14 protein-coding genes are annotated in these 21571 nt (G+C 66.5%); 12 read left to right on the top strand and 2 right to left on the bottom strand.

Features of this window, described 5'->3' with window-relative positions; translation table 11 throughout:
- Nucleotides 1-8: 8 nt before the first annotated feature.
- The 7 genes from AC5P5X_RS10980 (at nucleotide 9) to cueR (ending at nucleotide 9679) form a co-directional block, all read left to right on the top strand.
- A complete protein-coding gene (locus tag AC5P5X_RS10980; protein ID WP_076738991.1) occupies nucleotides 9-293 on the top strand; it encodes a hypothetical protein in 285 nt (94 codons plus the stop codon).
- An 84-nt stretch (nucleotides 294-377) separates the two neighbouring features.
- Nucleotides 378-1400 carry a glucokinase gene (locus AC5P5X_RS10975; RefSeq protein ID WP_111188885.1) on the top strand — a complete coding sequence of 341 codons (1023 nt, stop codon included), beginning with the start codon at nucleotides 378-380 and terminating at the stop codon, nucleotides 1398-1400.
- 51 nt (nucleotides 1401-1451) lie between these two features.
- Nucleotides 1452-2450, top strand: a complete 999-nt coding sequence (locus AC5P5X_RS10970; protein ID WP_005409436.1) for a glycosylasparaginase — start codon at nucleotides 1452-1454, stop codon at nucleotides 2448-2450.
- Complete coding sequence (locus AC5P5X_RS10965) at nucleotides 2447-3178, top strand: copper homeostasis protein CutC (protein WP_005409437.1); 732 nt, start codon at nucleotides 2447-2449, stop codon at nucleotides 3176-3178. Before AC5P5X_RS10970 ends, AC5P5X_RS10965 begins: the two co-directional genes overlap by 4 nt.
- Nucleotides 3179-3579: 401 nt before the next feature.
- Complete coding sequence (locus tag AC5P5X_RS10960; protein WP_111188886.1) at nucleotides 3580-6537, top strand: TonB-dependent receptor plug domain-containing protein; 2958 nt, start codon at nucleotides 3580-3582, stop codon at nucleotides 6535-6537.
- Nucleotides 6538-6710: 173 nt separating this feature from the next.
- Nucleotides 6711-9212, top strand: coding sequence for a heavy metal translocating P-type ATPase (locus AC5P5X_RS10955; RefSeq protein WP_111188887.1), 2502 nt, complete (start codon nucleotides 6711-6713; stop codon nucleotides 9210-9212).
- A gap of 11 nt (nucleotides 9213-9223) precedes the next feature.
- A complete protein-coding gene (gene cueR, locus AC5P5X_RS10950) occupies nucleotides 9224-9679 on the top strand; it encodes a Cu(I)-responsive transcriptional regulator (RefSeq protein WP_111188888.1) in 456 nt (151 codons plus the stop codon).
- Between the two features lie 79 nt (nucleotides 9680-9758).
- Here the strand turns inward: cueR and AC5P5X_RS10945 are convergent, their stop codons facing one another.
- Nucleotides 9759-9953: a heavy-metal-associated domain-containing protein gene (locus AC5P5X_RS10945; protein WP_005409441.1), complete on the bottom strand. Its 195-nt coding sequence runs from the start codon at nucleotides 9951-9953 to the stop codon at nucleotides 9759-9761.
- 203 nt (nucleotides 9954-10156) lie between these two features.
- A complete protein-coding gene (locus tag AC5P5X_RS10940; protein WP_111188889.1) occupies nucleotides 10157-13234 on the bottom strand; it encodes a TonB-dependent receptor in 3078 nt (1025 codons plus the stop codon).
- 1036 nt (nucleotides 13235-14270) lie between these two features.
- Between AC5P5X_RS10940 and AC5P5X_RS10935 the strand changes: the two genes are divergently transcribed.
- The 5 genes from AC5P5X_RS10935 to AC5P5X_RS10915 all read left to right on the top strand — a co-directional run bounded on the left by AC5P5X_RS10935 (nucleotide 14271) and on the right by AC5P5X_RS10915 (nucleotide 21482).
- Nucleotides 14271-16736 carry a GH92 family glycosyl hydrolase gene (locus AC5P5X_RS10935; RefSeq protein ID WP_115875233.1) on the top strand — a complete coding sequence of 822 codons (2466 nt, stop codon included), beginning with the start codon at nucleotides 14271-14273 and terminating at the stop codon, nucleotides 16734-16736.
- A gap of 96 nt (nucleotides 16737-16832) precedes the next feature.
- Nucleotides 16833-17882, top strand: a complete 1050-nt coding sequence (locus AC5P5X_RS10930; RefSeq protein ID WP_005413180.1) for a LacI family DNA-binding transcriptional regulator — start codon at nucleotides 16833-16835, stop codon at nucleotides 17880-17882.
- 60 nt (nucleotides 17883-17942) lie between these two features.
- On the top strand, nucleotides 17943-19256 hold the full coding sequence (fucP, locus tag AC5P5X_RS10925) for an L-fucose:H+ symporter permease (RefSeq protein WP_154329395.1): 1314 nt from the start codon (nucleotides 17943-17945) through the stop codon (nucleotides 19254-19256).
- A gap of 7 nt (nucleotides 19257-19263) precedes the next feature.
- Complete coding sequence (locus AC5P5X_RS10920) at nucleotides 19264-20259, top strand: carbohydrate kinase family protein (protein ID WP_164225500.1); 996 nt, start codon at nucleotides 19264-19266, stop codon at nucleotides 20257-20259.
- The gene (locus AC5P5X_RS10915) at nucleotides 20256-21482 is read left to right on the top strand and encodes an AGE family epimerase/isomerase (protein WP_227843474.1); all 1227 of its coding nucleotides are present in this window, start codon (nucleotides 20256-20258) and stop codon (nucleotides 21480-21482) included. Before AC5P5X_RS10920 ends, AC5P5X_RS10915 begins: the two co-directional genes overlap by 4 nt.
- Nucleotides 21483-21571: the final 89 nt, after the last annotated feature.

Genomic DNA, 21571 nt, shown 5'->3' with positions numbered 1-21571 from the left:
GACCCCGCATGGATATCCGCTTCATGGCCGGCACCACGCCGGTGACCCTCAGCCGCCACTGGTTCACCGGCGCGATGCTGCTGCAGAGCGCCACCGAGAAGGTCTGGGTGCAGCACCCGCTGCATCCGGGCACCCACTTCTCGTTCTCGCTGGTACAGTCGTGGATGCGGCGGATCGCCGGCCACGAAGTACTGGTCGAGCGCACCCGGCCGTTGTTGTTCGCCGGCTTCCGCCCGCAGCGGCTGCGCGTGCTGGTGGATGGGGTGCAGGTGGCCGAACAGGAAGGCATGTAGGCCAACCTGAACCACCGGCGCGCTAGGCAAAGCCGTCCCGATGCCTGAGAATCGGGGCGATTCAATCGATCCAAGCAGGCCAGCGTGACCATCGCAGCAGCGTCCCCGGTTTCCTCCGACTCCGCCCGCGGCGGTCTTCCGCGCCATCTGGTGGTCGCCGACGTTGGCGGCACCTTCGCCCGCCTTGCGCTAGCTGAAACCCGATCCGGCCAGGCACCCCTGCTGGGCAGCCATCGCACCTATGCCTGCGCCGAGCATCCCAGCCTGGCCGCGATCCTGGCCGATTTCACCGCTGGCCTTGGCCAGCCGGTGCAGACCGCGGTGGTCGCCATCGCCGGCCTGCTCGATGGCGATGTGCTGATCAATTCCAACCTGCCGTGGACGGTGTCGCTGTCGGTCACCCGCGCGCAGTCCGGGCTGCACGAGCTGCAGCTGATCAACGATTTCGAGGCGGTGGCGCTGGCCATCCCTTACCTGCAGCCCGACACGCTGGTGCCGCTGAACGGCGATGCTGATCCGGCGCAGGCGTTCCCGGCACTGGTGCTGGGCGCCGGTACCGGCCTGGGCGCAGCGTTGCGCTTCGCCGATGGCGAGCGTCCGGTGCTGGCCAGCGAGATCGGCCATGCCGCGCTCGGCGCCGGCAACGCGCTGGAATTGCAGGTGCTGGGCAAGCTGCTGCAGCGCTGGTCGCACGTGGACAACGAGCGTGTGCTGTCGGGTAGTGGCCTGATGAACCTGTACCCGTGCCTGTGCGAGCTGCGCGGTGCCACCGCGGTGTGGACCAGCACCGAAGCGCTGATCGGTGCCGCCCGCAGCGGCGAGGATGCACTGGCGGTGGAAACGCTGCAGGTGTTCTGTGCCTGGCTGGGCAGCCTGGCCGGCGACGCGGCGATCGCCGTCGGTGCGCGCTCGGTGTACCTCGCCGGAGGTATTTCCGCGCATGTGCAGGATTTCCTGGCCGATGGCCGCTTCCGTGAGCGCTTCCTCAACAAGGGCGTGCTGACCGAGGTGCTGCGCCAGGTGCCGGTATGGCGAGTGGAGCACGGCCAGTTGGGCGTGCTCGGCGCAGCGGTCTGGCACGCCGCACGGCAGTCCACGCACGACTGATCGGCAGGGTCGGCATCGGGCCGGCCGTGCATTGCAGACTGGGAGGGGAAGATGGTGGATCGCAGGCAGTTCCTGCAGGCCGGTGCACTGGCTGCAGGCATGGCGGCTTTGCCGGGCGTGCAGGCGCGCACGCAGGGTGGGGCCAAAGTGGTTTCGACCTGGGACTTCGGCGTACCGGCCAACCAGGCCGCGTGGAAGGTACTGGCGCAGGGCGGCAGCGCGCTGGATGCGGTGGAAGCAGGCGCACGCTGGGCCGAGAGCGAGCTCTGCAACCCCACCGTCGGCCATTGTGGCAACCCGGATCGCGACGGCGTGCTGAGCCTGGACGCGAGCATCATGGATGGCGATGGCCGTTGTGGCGCCGTGGCCGCGCTGGTCGACATCCTGCATCCGGTGTCGGTGGCCCGCAAAGTGATGGAGAACAGCCCACACGTGCTGCTGGTGGGCGAGGGCGCGCAGCAGTTCGCGATGCAGCAGGGTTTCGAGCGCAAGCACCTGCTGACGCCGCAGGCCGAAGCGGCCTGGCGCGAGTGGCTGAAGACGGAGAAGTATCAGCCGCAGATCAACGCCGAGCGCCGTGGTATTCCCGGCAACAGCGACAACCACGACACCATTGGCATGCTGGCGCTGGATGCCAAGGGCCACCTTGCAGGTGCCTGCACCACCAGCGGCATGGCCTGGAAGCTGCACGGCCGGGTCGGCGACAGCCCGATCATCGGTGCCGGCCTGTATGTCGACAACGACGTGGGCGCGGCCACTGCTTCGGGCGTGGGTGAAGAGATGATCCGCAACGCCGCTTCGTTCCTGGTGGTCGAACTGATGCGCCAGGGGCGCTCGCCGGCACAGGCCTGCCGTGAAGCCATCGACCGCGTGGTGCGCAAGCGCCCCGAAGCGAGCAAGACATTGCAGGTCTGCTTCCTGGCCATGAACAAGCAGGGCGAGGTGGGCGCCTACGCGTTGCATCGCGGCTTCGTCTACGCCGTGTGCGATGCGCAGCGCCAGGATGACCTGCGCGACTCGCCGTCGATCTACACGAGCACCCAGGCGTGAGCACGCGGCTGACCCTGGAGGTTGCCAGTAACTCGCTGGCTTCGGCGCTGGCGGCACAGGCCGGCGGCGCCGACCGCATCGAACTGTTCGACAACCTGGCCGAGGGTGGCACCACGCCGTCGTTCGCCAGCATCGCGATTGCGCGCGAACGCCTGTCGATTCCGCTGTTCGTGCTGGTGCGGCCACGCCCGGGCGACTTCCACTACGACGCGCTGGAAACCGAACTGATGCTGCGTGACATCGCGCAGTGCCGCGCGCTCGGCTGCGACGGCGTGGTGATCGGTGCGCTGGATGTGCAGGGCGGTATCGACGTGGCGCTGTGCCGTGAACTGGTGCAGGCTGCCGGGCCGCTGCAGGTGACCTTCCACCGCGCCTTCGATGCCGCCCGCGATCTGCCGGCGGCACTGGAACAGGTGATCGAACTGGGTTGCCAGCGCGTGCTGACCTCGGGCGGCCAGGTCAGTGCCGAGGCCGGTGCCGACGTGCTGGCAGGCCTGGTCACCCAGGCGGCGGGACGTATCACGGTGATGGCCGGCGCCGGGCTGGGCCCGGCCAATGTCGCCGCCGTCGCACGACGCAGCGGCTGCACCGAACTGCACGCCTCGGCCAAAGGCCTGCGGCGCTCGGCCATGCAGTTCCAGAACCCGGACCTGCGCGGGCTGGACCCGGACTGGAGCCAGACCGCCACCGCGACCGTGGCCGCGCTGCGACAGGCGCTGGACGGCTGAGAGCTGCCCGGGGTCGGATCCCTTCGCAGAAGGGCTCTGACCCCACCCGACGCAATCGGGTCAGAGCCCCTCTGCGAGGGGATCCGACCCCGGACGCTGGCTTGCGCCGGACAAATACGTTCCGCGCGCGATTGTCGCGATCGTGTCATTGACGTGTGCGCTGTTCTCTCAGCGATGTTTCGCAACCCTTTGATTGTTCTTGATACCTGCGGCCGATAGCGGCATTGCACCGGGCATTGCTGCGTCGCCGCATGCCCAGCGTGGTTCAGCTGTGCTTTAGTTTGGATCGATCCACAGGGGAGGGCGTCGGGACGGTCTTGAACCGATCCAGGTGCCCGGATCAGCTGTAGTGCCGCGCCACCACCCGTCCGTGCGTCCACACTTTCGAAGAGCAACCACCCATGGCTCAGATCGTCCGCAAGCGTCGTCACCTGCTGTCCCAGGCCCTGGTCCTGGCCCTGTTGCCCCTGGCTGCCAGCGCGCAGGAGGCCGCCAGTTCATCCACCAAGGATCTCGACGCGGTCACCGTCACCGGCTCGCGCATCAAGCGCGCCAGCGTCGAAGGCCCGGCGCCGGTCAACGTGATCACCGCCGCGCAGATCCAGAAGGAAGGCTTTGTCAGCGTGTACGACGCGCTGAAGACCCTCACCGAAGCGACCGGCACTGTTGAAGCTGCCTCGCAGTGGGGCTCGCACACGCCTAATGCCAGCGGCCTGAACCTGCGCGGGATGGGCCCGAACCGCTCGCTGCTGCTGGTCAACGGCCGTCGCGTGGCCGACTACCCGCTGCCCTATGGCGGTGAAACCAACTTCTCCAACTACGGCAACATTCCGGCCGCGGCGGTGGAGCGCATCGAAGTGCTGACCGGTGGCGCCTCGGCCATCTATGGCTCGGATGCGATCGCCGGCGTGGTCAACGTCATCCTGAAGACCAACTACGACGGCGACGAGGTGCGCGTGCGTGGCGGCACCTCCACCGAGGGTGGGCGCGACACCTGGGACCTGTCCTGGGCCGGCGGCAAGACCGGTGACAACTGGAGCGTGACCTACGCGTTGCAGTACACCAAGCGCGATCCGTTGTTCGGCCGTGACCGCCCGCAGATGGACGATGCCGATGATGCGCCGTACCCGTCCTGGAACATGGAACAACGCAAGGTCGGCTTCCGTCCTACCGCCGGACTGGCGTTGATCGATCCGACCACGGGCCAGCGCCTGGCGCCGCCCACCGGCACCTGCGAGAAGTTCGGCAGTGAGTACTACACCGCCGATCGACTGGTCTACAACTACGCCGCCAACACCATCACCAACACCGGCCGCCTGTGCGGCATGAGCGCCGACTACGCCAACTGGCTGCTCACCGGCGGTGCCGAGAACGTGTCCGGCAACCTGTATGCCACCTTCGATTTCAGCAATGACCTGCAGGCCTGGACCAATCTGGCGGTCTACCGTTCCGAAGCGATCTGGGGCACCAATCCGCCCGGCGTGTCGCTGGTCGACGATGACAACGGCTACTACTGGGACGCCAACCGCAACCGCCCGATCCTCGGCGTGCGCCAGTTCACTCCAAACGAGGTGGGTGGCCTGGATACGCTGCGTAACACCAACCGCGAACTGTCCTGGGATTGGAGTGCGGGCCTGCGTGGCCGCCTCGCCGATCGCTTCGACTGGAGCGCCACGGTGGGGCGTTCCTATTACCGCGTGGAAGAACGGCAGAACGTGGTCGACAAGCAGAAGTCGTACGACTACTTCCTCGGCCCGAAGCTGGGCACCACGGCCGATGGCGAGGCGATCTACGCCTTGAACGAATCGCGCTGGTGGAATCCGCTGACGCCGGACCAGTACTGGCAGATGGGTACGGTGGCGAAGAACCGTGCGGCGTCCTGGGTCAACCAGGCCTCGGCGGATATCACCGGCGAACTGTTCCAGGGCTGGGCCGGCCCGATCTCGTTCGCCGCGGTGGCTGAAGTCGCGCAGCAGGGTTATCACCTCAGCCCCGACCCACGCGCAGGCATCGACTTCGACCTGCAGAACGTCGATCGCGGTGGCGGCGAGCGCACCCGCTATTCGGCCGGCGTCGAATTCAAGATTCCGCTGCTGGACAGCGTGACCGCCACTGCGGCCGCGCGCTATGACCGCTATGGCAACTACAAGGCCGACGACAGCAGCGAAGCACTGAACATCGGCAGCCAGAAGGAAACCACCTGGAACGTCGGCCTGGAATGGCGCCCGGTTGAATCGTTGCTGGTGCGTGGCTCCTATGCCACCAGCTTCCATGCGCCGGACATGCATTACCTGCTGGGCCAGCCGAGCAGCTCCGAAGTGCAGACCTATGACCGCCTGCGCTGCATCCAGAGTGGCGCGTACCTGGTCAACAACTGCGGCGTGGGCAACACCGATGTCTGGTACACCTTCGACGTGAACCGGCGTGGCACGCCGCTGCTGCGCTCGGAAACCGGTGATTCGTGGACGGTCGGTTTCGTCTGGGACGTGATGCCGAACCTGTCGGTCAGTGCCGACTACTGGGCGATCAAGCTGGAAGACATGATCGTCGACGTCGGCGCCGATGAGGTGCTGGCCAGCGAGGCCGGCTGCCTGACCGGCAAGAACATCGATGGCACGCCATGGGCCAATCCGGCCGGTGGCGAATACTGCGCCGGCATCCTGGCCCGCGTGAACCGTGACAGCAGCGGCCGCCTGGTGTCGATCGAGCGCGGCCCGTTCAACCTGGCCAGCCGCGAAGTGCGTGGTGTCGACCTGACCGCACGCTATCGCCTGGAAACCGCGCAGTGGGGCAGCTTCCAGCTGGGCCTGAACTACACCAACCAGATCTCGACCAAGGAACAGCGCTACGCCAACGATCCGAATCCGGAACGCCGCGACCGCGACCTGCGCAGCAAGCTGCGCGCGAGCCTGGCCTGGCAGCGCGGCAACTGGAATGCCAATGTCTATGCCGACCGCGTGGGCTCGGTGCCGGGCGTGCGCTACCACTGGGGCACCGACCGCCTGGACAACCCCGGCGGCTGCCTGCCGTTCGCCGACGGCTACGTGCCCAGCGACAGCCCGTCGCTGAACTGCCTGGAGCCGGCGACACGTCCGGACGGCTCGCCGAACCCGAACCCCAATGCCGGGCAGCAGACGGCGCGCTACTACGGTCGAGTGGGGCCGTTCATCACCTGGAACTTCAACGTGGGCTACCAGGTGACCGAACACGCGAAGGTAAACGTGTACGTCAACAACGCCTTCAACGCCGCCAGCTGGAACCACAAGGACCCGTACAAGCTGGATTACGACTTCGCCCCGACCCGCCTGCTGGGGGCGGTCGGCCGCGAGTTCGCGTTGGAGTACGTGTTCACCTTCTGAGCAGACCCACAGGGGGCGCCGGGCCTGATCCGCCTGGCGCCTCCGTCCGCTCAGCAGTTCCACGCCATGCGTGGATGAACCCCAGCATGAACCCCGGGGTGGCTGGATTTGACCTTCCCACGATGGCAAGGTTTAGCCTGTCCGCATCCAGAAGGAATCCCGGGAATCCGATCATGAGCACGCCGCGCACCGCTGCCGTCCCCGCCAGCCCCTCCACCATCAGCCTGCCCATCGAGGGCATGACCTGCGCCAGCTGTGTCGGCCGGGTCGAGGCGGCGCTGTCCAGGGTCGAAGGCGTGGGCAGTGTTTCGGTCAATCTGGCCACCGAGCGCGCGGATATCCGCCCGTCCGGTCCGGTCGATCGGGCCGCGTTGATCCAGGCGGTGGAGCGGGTGGGCTACGACGTGCCCCCCGCCACCGTTGAACTGGCCGTGGAAGGCATGACCTGCGCCTCCTGCGTGGGCCGCGTGGAGCGCGCGCTGCTGGCGGTGCCAGGCGTGAGCCAGGCCAGCGTGAACCTGGCCACGGAGCGTGCGACCGTGCGCGGCGTGACTGATACGGCCGCCTTGGTTGCGGCCATCGACAAGGTCGGCTACGCCGCCCGCCCGATCGAGGCCGGTGTGCAGTCCGATGATGAAGCCGCTGAAAAGAAGGATGCCGAGCGCGCCGAACTGAAGCGCGACCTGATCGTGGCGACCGCGCTGGCGCTGCCGGTGTTCGTGCTGGAGATGGGCTCGCACCTGATTCCCGGCATGCACGAATGGGTGATGGCCACCATCGGCATGCAGGCCAGCTGGTACCTGCAGTTCGTACTGACCCTGCTGGTGCTGGCCATTCCCGGCCGCCGTTTCTACCAGAAGGGGTTCCCGGCACTGCTGCGGCTGGCGCCGGACATGAATTCACTGGTGGCGGTGGGCACCGCCGCGGCGTTTGGCTACTCGGTGGTGGCGACCTTTGCACCGCGGCTGCTGCCGCCGGGCACGGTGAACGTCTACTACGAAGCGGCCGCGGTCATCGTTGCGCTGATCCTGCTCGGCCGCTTCCTCGAGGCCCGCGCCAAGGGCCGTACCTCCGAAGCGATCAAGCGTCTGGTCAACCTGCAGGCCAAGGTCGCCCATGTGTTCCGTGACGGCCGCACCGTCGACATCCCGGTCAATGAAGTGCAGAGCGGCGACATGGTGGAAGTGCGGCCGGGCGAGCGCGTGCCGGTCGATGGCGAGGTGGTTGAAGGCCGCAGCTACATCGACGAATCGATGATCAGCGGCGAGCCGATCGCGGTCGAGAAGCAGCCGGGCAGCAGCGTGGTGGGCGGTACGGTCAACCAGAAGGGCGCACTGACGGTACGTGCCACGGCGGTGGGCGCGCAGACCATGCTGGCGCAGATCATCCGCATGGTCGAACAGGCGCAGGGCTCGAAGCTGCCGATCCAGGCGGTGGTCGACAAGGTCACGCTGTGGTTCGTGCCGGCGGTGATGCTGGCCGCGCTGGCGACCTTCCTGGTCTGGTTGATCTTTGGTCCGTCACCGGCGCTGAGCTTCGCGCTGGTCAACGCGGTAGCGGTGCTGATCATTGCCTGCCCGTGCGCGATGGGGCTGGCCACGCCGACCTCGATCATGGTCGGTACCGGCCGCGGCGCCGAAATGGGCGTGCTGTTCCGCAAGGGCGAAGCACTGCAGCTGCTGAAGGACGCGAAGGTGGTGGCGGTGGACAAGACCGGCACGCTGACCGAAGGCCGCCCGCGCCTGACCGACTTCGAGATCACGGACGGTTTCAATCGCAGCACCGTGCTGGCGGCGGTTGCCGCAGTGGAATCGCGCTCTGAGCATCCGATTGCCCGCGCCATCGTCGATGCAGCCACCGAGCAGGGCATCGCGCTGCCGTCGATGGTCGATTTCGAATCGGTCACCGGCATGGGCGTGCGTGCCAACGTTGATGGTGCGCGGGTGGAGGTCGGTGCCGATCGCTTCATGCGCGACCTGGGCGTGGACATCACTTTGTTCGCGACGCTGGCGGCAGAGCTGGGCACCCAGGGCAAGTCGCCGCTGTATGCCGCCATCGACGGCCGCCTGGCCGCAATCATCGCGGTATCCGATCCGATCAAGCCGAGCACGCCGGCCGCAATCGCGGCACTGCATCAGCTTGGCCTGAAGGTGGCGATGATCACCGGTGACAACGCTGGTACCGCGCAGGCGATCGCGCGCCAGCTCGACATCGACGAAGTGGTGGCCGAGGTGCTGCCGGAAGGCAAGGTCGAGGCGGTGCGCCGGCTGAAGGCCGCGCATGGTCATGTTGCGTTCGTCGGCGATGGCATCAACGATGCACCGGCGTTGGCCGAGGCCGATATTGGTCTGGCCATCGGCACCGGTACCGATATCGCGGTGGAATCGGCCGACGTGGTGCTGATGTCCGGCAACCTGCAGGGCGTGCCGAATGCCATCGCGCTGTCGAAGGCGACGCTGGGCAACATCCGGCAGAACCTGTTCTGGGCCTTCGCCTACAACACCGGGTTGATTCCGGTAGCGGCCGGCGTGCTGTACCCGGTCTGGGGCGTGCTGCTGTCGCCGGTGTTCGCGGCCGGTGCGATGGCCCTGTCCAGCGTGTTCGTGCTGGGCAACGCGCTGCGCCTGCGCCGCTACCAGCCGCCGATGGCGGATGCCGCCGCTGCCACCCACTGAAGGAGATCCGCATGAACATCGGTGAAGCTGCCAAGGCCTCCAGCGTGTCGGCGAAGATGATCCGCTACTACGAACAGATCGGCCTGATTCCCGCAGCTGATAGAACCGAGTCGGGCTACCGGGCGTATTCGCAGGCGGACATCCACCGCCTGCGTTTCATCCGCCGCGCGCGCGATCTTGGCTTCCAGGTGGCCGAGATCACTGATCTTCTGGGCCTCTGGAATGACACCTCGCGGCACAGTGCCGACGTGAAGCACCTGGCCGAACAGCACATTGCCGATCTTGAACAGCGCATCGAGCACATGCGGCAGATGGCCGACACGCTGAAATCGCTGATCAGTTGTTGTGCCGGCGACGAGCGGCCGGAGTGCCCGATCCTGCAGCGGCTGGCTGAGGACGATCAGACGCCGGTGCCGGTCGATACCGCGAAGACCGGTGCGGTGCGGCGGCGTACGCACAAGCATTGACTCGATATCGCATGCATGAAAAAGCCCGCCGGGTGCAGCGGCACCGGGCGGGCTTTCCTGTGTGAGACGGGGTAGGGGATCAGGCAGTACGCGGCGGGAAGCCTGCGTCGTTCACTGCGGCGAAGACGTCTTCCTGCGATGCGGTGGTCTGCACCTTGACCAGGCCGGTCGGCGGGTCGGCGACCACGCTGGCGTTGGGATCGATCTGCTGGATCGCACGGGTCACGCTGCGCGCGCAGCCGCCGCAGGTCATGCCATCGACATGGAATTCCATCTGTAGCTCCTTCGGTGCTCTTGGGGTGGAGTCAGTGTGCACCTTCCAACGATGTCAGGGTCAAGCGCCGGGCTGAACGAAAGGCAAGGCGCCGACAAAAAAAACGGCAGCCACCTGTACCAGCGCGGCTGCCGTGGAGGAACGTCCCCGCCAGGGCGGGGCGTGGGTTGCACCGGGGCGCGCCCGGGCAACCCGGTGTTGCCTTAGAACTTCCAGGTAGCGCCGAAGTACAGCTGGCGGCCTGCATAGGTATTGGAGACCAGGCGTGCCTTGGTGTCGCTTCCCAGGTGCACGCGCTGCTCGGACTTGGTGGCATTGATCACCGAGGCGGTCAGGGTCCAGTCCGGAGTCAGGTTGTAGGCCACGTTCAGGTCCAGCTGGTCATACGGCTCGGTGTAGACGGTGAGGCCATTGTTGAGCCCACCGACCACCTGGCCGCGACGGTTGAACGAGGCGCGCGCGAGGAACTTCTCGTTCTCGTAGAAGACCGTCACGTTGGCCTGGTTCTTGGCGCTGCCGACCAGCGGCGAGGAGCCGATTTCCTGCCCGTCCAGAACAATGGAAGCCAGGTTGGTGTCGTTGTAGGTGTAGTTGGCCTGCACGCCGAAGCCGAAATCGAAGGTGTACTGGCCATACAGCTCGACGCCCTGCGACACACCATCGCGGCCATTGGCCTGGGTCTCGTAGCGCTGCACGTTCACCGCTTCACCGTTGATGACCATGGGCGTGTCGCGCACCACCGGCAGGGTGAAGTTGTCCACGTTCTTGCGGAACAGGCTGACGCCGGCGACCGCGCCCGGCTGGAAGTACCACTCCAGGCCCAGGTCGAACTGGGTGGCCTTGAACGGCTCCAGCTGCTTGTTGCTGCCCTGGCCGACCCAGCCTGCGGTCGATGCGCCACCGGCAACGCGGCGATCATTGACGTACTCCTCGCTGTAGTAGCTCAGTGCGCCCGGTGCTGCGATGTCGGTGTAGCCAGGGCGGGCGATCACCTTCGATGCGGCACCACGCAGCACCAGCGTGTCGGTGATGTCCCATGCAATGTTGAAACTCGGCAGCACGTCGGTGTAGGTGCGGTCCACGCCGATCAGGCTGTAGGTCTTGCTCTGCGCCAGGTCATGCGGCAGGCGCACGAAGCCGCTCTCGCAGCTGTAGGTCGGGTAGGCCGCAGCGGCGGGATCGGTGCACGCCATCGGCGCGCCGGACGCGTTGTCCAGGAAGTAGTCGTTGAACTTCTCGATCGAGTCGGAAGACTGCGCGAACTGCTTGGTGCGCACCACACGCACGCCGACATTGCCGCGCAGGCGCTCGGTGCGGAAGTTGGCCTGGAAGTAGCCGGAGTAGATCTTCTCGTTGACGTTGTAGACGAAGTCTTCCTCGGTACGGTTGTGCGAACCACCGTAGGTCTTGTTCAGATAGTCGATGTACGCCGGGTGGTTGATGCCCGGGAACACGTTGGCATTGAAGCCACCGGCAATGTTGCTGATCGGGTTCGACAGGAAGAAGCCGGGCTGCGCATCGCCGGCAGTCGGATCGCAGCCACTCTGGTAGCGGCTGTTGTCATAGTCGGCCGGGTCACGGCCCGGGCATACCCAGTAGGTGTTGCCGGTGTTGCGGTGGACCTTGCCATCACGGTACTTGGCACCGAACTGGATCGAATCCAGCCAACCGGACTCGAACAGCTTGGTCACGTCGGCCTGGAAGTAGTTCTGCTTGACCTCGGTGCGCTTCCACGACGAATCGGTCGAGCCGGTGTCGACTTCGGCGATGCCGTTCATCAACTGCTGCTGCAGGTCGGGCGAGAAGGTGGCAGACGGCGTGCCGGTCAGGTCCCATGCGCTGTACTGGTTACCGGACAGGTAGTCGTTGCCGACCTTGCGGCGCGGCTTGGCCGACATGCGGAAGTTCATCGACGGACCACCTTCAGACCAGGTGCGGCCACCGGTGAACGAGGCCTTCCACAGCGGGCTGATGTCCCAGTCGATGGTCAGGTCGGCGGTCTGCGACAGCGCCTTTTCCTTGCTGTAGCCACCGGTCAGCTGCGGTGTCGGAATCGTGCAGTCGTCCGGGCCCCAGCCGCCGGGCTTGAGGCCGGCGGCCTTGGCCTGGTCTTCGCTGCAGTAGTAGGTCTTTCCGGCCAGCTTTTCGAACTGGGCACCGGTGACGGTGTTGCCGCTGGGGTCGAAATCCAGGCCGTTGAGCAGGCGGCCGCCGGCCCAGTTTCCATCGCCGTTGAAGCGGGCCATGCTCCATTCCGGAATCTTCAGCATGTTCTGGGTGTAGTCACCCTGCAGCTCGAAGCGGAAGTAGTTGGCGGTCATCGTGACGTTGTCGACCGGCTTGAACTGGAAGGTCAGCTGGCCGCCCTTGCGCTCGCGCTTTTCTTCCTTCACGGCGAAGTTGACCGAGGTCGGCATGAAGAAGTCGCTGTAGTTGCCGCCGGTCTGGTTGTTGAAGCCGGACTTGCCCCACCAGTAGTGGATGCCGTCCTGCTGCTGCACGTTGCCATAGGCGTCGCGTGCCTTGCCGGCGCCGTACCACTGGTAGTCCTCGGTGCTGGCTTCCATGGTACGGGTCGTGCGCTTCTGCTGCGTCACGCCGACCAGCACGCCGAAACGCTCATCCTTGCTGTGCCACGAATACAGGGCCGAGGCCTGCGGGTCGATATCGTGGTGGGTATCGGAGGAGGTGCCCTCAAGCGTGACGAAGCCCGAGTTGGACTCCATGTCCAGCGGACGGCGGGTGTGCAGGATGACCGTACCGCCGATGCCGCCTTCGTCGATGCGTGCTTCCGGCGACTTGAACAGCTCGGCGCTGGACAGCATGTTCGACGGCAGCAGGGTGTAGTTGAACGAGCGGGTGGCTTCGTCGTTGGTTTCCGACGTGGCCACGTAGTTGCCATTCAACTGGGTCAGGGTCAGGTCCGGCGCAAGGCCGCGCACGCTGACACTCTTGCCTTCACCACCGCTGCGGGTGATGACCACGCCGGGCACGCGCTGCAGTGCGTCGGCCACGTTCTTGTCGGGGAACTTGCCGACGTCCTCGGCGGTGATCACTTCGACCACGGCGTTGGCGTCGCGCTTCTGCTCAAGGCTCTTTTCGATGGCGTAGCGGTAGCCGGTGACCTGGACGCTGTCCAGGTTGGTGGCTTCCTGCGAGCCGCTGGTGGTTGCCTGCTGCGCGGCGGCGCCGGCCGGAACGACGGCGGCGGCCAAGGCCAGCGCGACGGCCAGCGACAATGCGTCCTGGCCATGCGTACGTGTTGAATGCTTCATTCCCATCTCTCCCTCTCTCCTGGATTGATCCGGTGACGTGGCACGGACAACTTGAATCGATCTAATTTGAAGTGACATTGTCGCTATCGCCATGCAGTGGCAGTTGCACCGTACGCGTGGCCTGGTACGTCCTGTTGCCGCTCCCCCAACTCCCGGCCATCGCAATGTCGTCTTGGATCGATCTAAGCGATGGGCGGGCGTTTTTTAGCATGGGTCGCCCGTGGGCGCATGCTGCTCCGCAATATGGTACTGGCGTGGCGAAGGGATGACGGTTTGCTGAAACCAGTGAAATCGTTTTCGTGCGCAGGGGAGGGTGGGTCGGCAGGGCTGCGCCCTGCACCTGCTCGACGCCAAGGCCAAAGCCAAAGCCAGAACGGCTCCGGTTTTCTGTGGGTTAGGCGGGGCGGTGTCGGATTGCGGGGACGCCGTAAACCCGTCCATGGGGGCTTGGCCGCGGCATCCATGCCGCGGACACCCCGCAATCCGACACCGCCCCGCCTTCGACAGTTTCCCGGTGACGGTTGGATTGATCCTGGAACGACATGGGGTGCTGGGGTCAGATCCGTTTTCCTTTGGAAAACGGATCTGACCCCAATCGATTTCGTTATCCGACAGAGATTCATCCACGCATGGCGTGGATCCACAGATCGCGGAAATCTGTCGAAGGCGGGGTGGGTCCGGTTGCGGGGGTGTCCGCGGCATGGATGCCGCGGCCAAGCCCCCAGGGACGGGTTTACGGCGTCCCCCGCAACCGGACCCACCCCGCCATCCCACGGATAGTCGGCTTTTGCTGTTGCTTCGGCTTCGGCTTCGGCTTCGGCAGGTGCAGGGCGCAGCCCTGCCGAACACCCCCTCTCATGCTGCGCCGCAGAATGCATTCGGCTGAAGCCGCATGCTCTACTTGAATCGATCTAAATCCACGGTCTGGTGGGTCGGGCGTCATTCCAGGGGGAGCTCTCTGCGGGTCAGGGCAGGGCTCAGCGGAACGGTGCCGGACGGCCCCGGCCGTCTGCCTCCGCGTCATCGACTACAGGAACCCGACATGCGTCCAGTGCCGTCCGCTCCCGCCGTCCCATTGTCCTCCCGCCCGCTGGCGCGCCTGGCCTGTCTGCTGGCGCTTTCGGCCATGCCGATGCTGCTGCAGGCCGCTCCGGCGGCGCTGGAGCGCGAGGTCAACACCTTCATCGGCAGCAAGGACGACGGCAATACCTTCCCCGGCGCATCGGCACCGTTCGGCCTGATCCAGGTCAGCCCGATCGGCAGCCACTATTCCGGCTGGCGCTACGACGACGAGAAGATCCGCGGTTTCGGCCACTCCTTCATCTCTGGCGCCGGTTGCTGGGAGCAGGGCGGGCAGGTGTCGATCCTGCCGGTCACCGGCAGGATCGGTCCGGGCGGCGATTTCGATACTGCTGATGCCAAGAACTTCAACCACAAGACCTATGCCGCTTCGTACACGCATGACGGCGAGATCGGCCAGGCCGGCTATTACAAGGTGCGCCTGACCAGCTACGGCGGCATCGATGCCGAGGCCACCGCGCGTACACGTGCCGCGGCCGAGCGCTACACCTTCAGCCAGCGCCAGGGCGAGGGCCACGTGCTGGTCAACGTCGGCCAGGCCAACGAACGCCACTCGGTGATCGGCAGCGTAGTCGATGTGGTCGGCGACCGCGTGGTCGAGGGCAAGCTGGTGACCAAAAGTTTCTGCGGCGGCCATCAGTACACCACCTGGTTCCGCATCGAGTTCGACCGCCCGTTCAAGGCGCATGGCACCTGGGGCGAGGGCGGTGGCCTGCCGGGCGCGCGCCACAGCATGGAAGGCGAGCAGAAGCCGAACGGTGCCTGGCTCAGCTTCGACCTGGCCAAGGGCCAGTCGGTGACGGCAGTCAGTGCGATCTCGCACGTGGATGCCGAAGGCGCGCGTACCAACCTGCGCGCGGAAGGCATGCAGGGCGGCGCGCTGCTTGGTTTCGACCGGATGCGTGCGCTGTCCCAGCAGTCGTGGCGCGAGCAGCTGGGCCGGGTGCGCGTGCAGGGCGGCACCGCCGATGACCGCGCTGTGTTCTACAGCGCGGTCTACCACGCGCTGCTGCAGCCGATGACCGGCAACGACGCCGACGGCCGCTACCGCGGCTATGACGATGGCATTCACCGTGCCGATGGCTGGACCTACTACGAGTACTTCTCGCTGTGGGATACCTACCGCGCGCAGAACCAGTGGTTGGCGCTGACCCGCCCGGACGTGGCGCGCGACATCGGCCGTACCCTGCTGGCGATCGACGAGCAGGGCGGCTGGCTGCCGCGCTGGGGCTATGCCAACTTCGAGACCAACATCATGACCGGCGACCCTGTCACCCCGTTCATGGTCGACCTGTGGCGCTTCGGTGCGCTCAAGGGCCGTGAATCGCAGGCCTGGGATGCGCTGCGCCGCAATGCCTTCGGCACGCCGCCGCTGAACTCACGCATGGCCGGCCGTTCCGGCAACCCGACCTACCTGGACAAGGGCTATGTGGTCTACGACCGCGCGTTCCCGTCCAAGGGCATGGACGTCGATCCGCACCACGGCGGTTCGGCCACCTTGGAATACGCACTGGCCGACTGTGCGCTTTCGCAGATGGCCGATGGCCTCGGCCATGCGCAGGACGCGGCGACGCTGCGTGAGCGCGGCCGCAACTGGCGCAAGGTGTGGGACCCGCAGGTGCGCGACGCCGAGACCGGCTTCACCGGTTTCCCGCGCCCGCGCACCGAGGATGGCCAGTGGTACACCCCGGCCGATGGCCACTACAGCCCGCGTTCGCACCACGGTTTCCATGAAGGCACGGCGTGGCAGTACCAGTGGCTGGCGCAGCAGGACGTGCCGGGGCTGGTCGAAGCCATGCAGGGCCGCGAACAGGCCGGCCGCCGCCTCGACGCATTCTTCGCGATGGACGCGCTGCAGGCCGATCCGCTCAACGCCGCCCGCAAGGAGTGGGTGGTCGGGCCGTACAGCTACTACAACCAGTTCCGCTACAACCCGAACAACGAGCCGGACCTGCACTCGCCGTGGCTGTACACGCTGATCGGCCAGCCGTGGAAGACCGCGGCCGTGGTGCGTGCCGCGCAGCAGTTGTTCACCAATGCCCCGAATGGCGTGACCGGCAACGACGACCTCGGCACGATGTCGGCCTGGTATCTCTTCAGCGCCATCGGCGTGTATCCGGCGGTGCCGGGCAGCGGCCAGTTCCTGCTGCACACCCCGCGCTTCAGCAAGGTGGAACTGGACATGGGCAATGGCCGGACGCTGCGCATCGACGCGCCGGGTGCCGATGGCCGCCGCCTGCAGTACGTTCAGGGCGTGCAGGTCGACGGCCAGGCGCATGCGCCGGTCTGGCTGGACTGGAACCAGCTGCAGCAGGGCCCGCGCCTGCAGTTCGCGCTTGACGCGAAGGCGCCGGAGCAGGGCTGGGGTACGGCGGTGAAGGACCTGCCGGTGTCCTGGTGCGCGGCACCGGGCAGCCAGCTGCGCTGAGCCGGACTGTGCCGTTCGCGGTGACCCAGCGAACGGCACGGCACGACACGGCCCTGATCCATTAGGCTTGAGCCTCCAGCGGAGTCCGGGAAGACGATGAACGACAACGGCAGCAGTCCCAGCAAGCGCGCCGGCAAGGCAGTGACGGTGACCGACATCGCGCGTGCCATCGGCGTGTCACGGGCGACCGTGTCGCTGGTGTTGCGCGGCAGCCCGCTGGTCAACGTCGATACCCGTGCCAAGGTCGAGGCCGAGCTGCGCCGGCAGCGCTATGTCTACAACCGCGCTGCCGCCAACCTGCGCCGACGTACCTCGTCGAGCATCGCGCTGGTGATCAACGATCTTTCCAACCCGTTCTTCGCCGAATTCGCGTCCGGCGTGGACGAGGCGCTGGGCGGACGCGGTTACGTGACCCTGCTCGGCAGCACTGGCGAATCGCCGGAGCGCCAGCAGGCGGTGCTGTCCACGTTGATGGAGCACACCCCGGCCGGCCTGATCCTGTCGCCGGCCGAGGGCAGCGATACCGTGCAGTTGCGACAGGCACTGGGTGCCAATGCCAACGTGCTGCTGTTCAACCGCGAACTGGAAGGGGCCGACTGGGACTTCCTGACCCTGGACAACCAGCACGGCGCCTATCTGGCCACGCGTCACCTGATCGAGCGCGGCCATCGCCAGATCGCCTTCTTCGGCGGCCACGCCGCATCCAGTTCCTGCCACCAGCGCCGCGCCGGGTTCCAGCAGGCGCTGGCCGAGGCCGGGCTGTCGCTGCCGCCGGGTTGGATGATCGAGTCGGCGCCGAACCGCCTGGAAGCGGCAGCGCGCACCGATGAGCTGTTTGCCGATGGCCATCGGCCGAGTGCGGCGGTCTGCTACAACGACACCGTCGCGCTGGGCCTGATGCTGGGCTTGAATTCACGGGGCATCCGTCCGGGCGGTGACTTTGCCGTTACCGGCTTCGACGATATTTCCGAGGCTGCGGTGGCGGTGCCGCCGTTGACCACGCTCACCGCCGATCCGCGCGAGCGGGGCCGGCAAGCTGCGGCGCTGCTGCTGCAACGACTGGACGAACCGGACGCGCCGCCACGGCGCACGGTCGCGCCGGTGCAGTTGCGCATCCGCGAAAGCAGTGCCGCACGACCGAACTGATTTATTCCATACACCCCTTCCACGCAACAACGACCTTCCGCGCATCGAGGCGCGTACCGCATGCCGATCTCCGCAACGCCCCGTCCAACGGGATCTTCGGGCAACGCACCTGCCGTCACCAACGGCAAGGCGCTGGCCGTGGTCACCACGATCTTCTTCATGTGGGGCTTCCTGACCTGCCTCAATGACATCCTGATCCCGCACCTGAAGGCGGTGTTCGAGCTGAACTACGCCAAGGCGATGCTGGTGCAGTTCACCTTCTTCGGCACCTATTTCCTGATGTCGCTGCCGGCGGGTCGGCTGGTGGCGGCGCTGGGCTACAAGAAGGGCATCGTGGCCGGCCTGGTGATTGCCGGTATCGGTGCGCTGGGCTTCTGGCCGGCGGCCGAGCTGCGCGTGTATGGCGCCTTCCTGGGCGCACTGTTCGTTCTGGCCACCGGCATCACCGTGCTGCAGGTTGCTGCGAACCCCTACGTCGCGCTGCTGGGCCCGGAGCAGACCAGCTCCAGTCGCCTGACCCTGGCGCAGGCACTGAACTCGCTGGGCACGGCCATCGCCCCGATCTTCGGCGGCATGCTGATCCTGTCCAACACGGTGAAGAGTGCCGATGACATCGCGGCACTGCCGGCCGCCGAACAGCTGGCCTACCGTGCCGCCGAGGCGCAGGCCGTGCAGGGCCCGTACGTGGGGCTGGCCGTTGCGCTGGTGCTGCTGGCGCTGTTCGTATACCTGTTCCGCCTGCCGGCACTGAGCGACGCCACCGAGCAGGCCGACCAGGGCCACCACCACAGCTACCTGGATGCGCTGCGCAAGCGCCACCTGCTGCTGGGTGTGCTGGGCATCTTCTTCTACGTCGGTGCCGAAGTTTCGATCGGCAGCTTCCTGGTCAACTACCTGTCGATGCCCAACATCGGCGGCTTCAGCGAGCAGGAAGCCACGCATTACGTGTCGGCCTACTGGACGATGGCGATGATCGGCCGCTTCGCCGGCTCGGCGCTGCTGGCGCGCTTCTCGCCCAGCCGCCTGCTGGCGATCTTCGCGCTGGTCAACGTGGGGCTGCTGGTCACGACCATGCTGACCTCCGGCAACATCGCGCTGTACTCGGTGGTGGCGATCGGCCTGTTCAATTCGATCATGTTCCCGACCATCTTCGCGCTGAGCATCGAGCGCCTGGGCCCGCTGACCAACAAGGGTTCCAGCCTGCTGATCATGGCCATCGTCGGCGGTGCGGTGGTGCCGTACCTGCAGGGCGTGCTGGCCGACCACATCGGTGTGCAGGCCAGCTTCCTCCTGCCGCTGCTGTGCTACGGCTACATCATTTTCTACGGACTGGTCGGCGCACGTACGCCGGCTTCCGCAACGCAGGGAGGCTGAGTCCGGAATGGGTTCCATCGTTTGCTTCGGCGAAATTTTGATCGATCTACTAGCGCAGCCGCCGGCCTCGGCCGATACGCCGCGGGCGTTCCTGCAGTACGCCGGCGGGGCGCCGGCCAACGTTGCCGTGGCCGCTGCGCGGCTGGGCGCGAAGACGCAGTTCGTCGGCATGCTCGGCCGTGACATGTTCGGTGACTTCCTGGCCGACAGCCTGGTCGAGCACGGCGTGGGCACGGATTACATCGTGCGTACCGATGCGGCGAAGACCGCGCTGGCCTTCGTCGCCCTCGACGCCAGTGGCGAGCGCAGCTTCAGCTTCTACCGCCCGCCAGCGGCAGACCTGCTGTTCCGTGACAGCGATTTCCAGGCCGCCTGCCTCGACAGCGCGCAGTGCTTCCACGTCTGCTCCAACAGCCTGACCGAGCCGGGCATCGCCGAGGCGACCTTTGCCGGCATGGACCGTGCACGTGCGGCCGGCGCAGTGGTCAGCCTGGACCTCAACCTGCGGCCCGCGCTGTGGCCGGCGAACGAGGATCCGACGCCGCGCCTGTGGCAGGCGCTGGAACGCGCCGATCTGGTGAAGCTGTCGCGCGAGGAGCTGGACTACCTGGCCGCGCCGATGGGCAATGACGGCGAGGCGACGGTGCTGCGGCGCCTGCTGGCCGCGCAGGCGCGCTGGGTGATCGTCACCGACGGTGCGGCCACGCTGCACTGGTACACCCGCGACAACCACGGCACGGTCACCAGTTTCCGCGTGGCCACGGTCGACACCACGGCTGCTGGCGATGCCTTCGTCGGTGGCGTGCTGGTCGGCCTGCTGGAGCGCGGTGGGGCGGGCGCTGGTTTCGCTGCGTTCTGCCAGGACCCGGAGGCGATCACCGCCACGCTGCGTTTCGGCGCCGCCGTGGGGGCGCTGGCTGTTACCCGCAAGGGCGCGTTCGCCGCAATGCCCTCGCTCGATGAAGTGCAGCAGCTGCTGCAGGCACAGGACATTACCGCATGAGCACCTCGCCCGATTTCCGTTCGCCCGCGTTCCTGCGCGCGCACATCGCCGATACCATGGCGTTCTACCATCCGCGCTGCATCGATCCGGACGGCGGCTTCTTCCACTACTTCCGGGATGACGGCAGCGTCTACGATGCCAGCCACCGCCACCTGGTGAGCAGCACGCGCTTCGTCTTCAACTACGCGATGGCCTACCGCGAATTCGGCAATGCTGAATACCGCGAGGCGGTCGAGCACGGCGTGCGCTACCTGCGGGACGTGCACCGCAACCCGGCCACCGGTGGCTACGCCTGGACCCTGCGTGATGGCAAGGTCGAGGACGACATGAACCACTGCTACGGCGTGGCGTTCGTGCTGCTGGCCTACAGTTGCGCGCTGAAGGCCGGTGTCGAGCAGGCCCGCGAGTGGATGGACGAAACCTGGCAGCTGCTGGAAGCGCGCTTCTGGGAGCCACAGCACGGCCTGTACAAGGACGAGGCCGATGGCCAGTGGAACTTCACCGGCTATCGCGGCCAGAACGCCAACATGCACATGTGCGAGGCGATGCTGGCGGCGTTCGAGGCCAGTGGTGAGCAGCGCTATGTCGAGCGTGCGCTGCAGCTGGCCGACAACATGACCCGCCGCCAGGCGGCCAAGGCCGGCGGGCTGGTCTGGGAGCACTACGATGAGAACTGGGAGATCGACTGGGACTACAACCTGGACGACCCCAAGCACCTGTTCCGCCCGTGGGGCTTCCAACCGGGGCACCAGACCGAGTGGGCCAAGCTGTTGCTGATCCTCGATCGCCACGTGCAGGCCGACTGGCTGGTGCCGACCGCGCAGCACCTGTTCGATGTGGCCGTGGCGCGCAGCTGGGACGAAGCGCGCGGTGGCTTGTACTACGGTTTCGCACCCGAAACGCGCCGACAGCCGGGCATGGACGGTGCGCCGATCGGTGGCGACAGCTTCGTCTGCGACGACGACAAGTATTTCTGGGTGCAGGCCGAAACGCTGGCCACCGCCGCACTGATGGCCAAGCGCACCGGTGATGACCGCTACTGGCAGTGGTACGAACGCATCTGGGCGTACTCGTGGGAGTACTTCGTCGACCACCAGTACGGTGCCTGGTTCCGCATCCTTGATGCCGACAACCGCAAGTACAGCGACGAGAAGAGCCCGGCCGGCAAGGTGGATTACCACACCATGGGCGCGTGCTACGAAGTGTTGAACGTGGTGCGCTGAAGATCGTTCGAAGGCAGTATTGCCAGGCCATGCCTGGCAATCCGGAATCGGTAGCGCCGGGCGACGCCCGGCGGAAAAACAGGAGCTCC

It is taken from the genome of Stenotrophomonas sp. YJH_SMC_91 (assembly GCF_059368495.1).
Note: the sequence above shows the minus strand (reverse complement) of the source record. Positions and strands in the feature narration are given on the sequence as shown.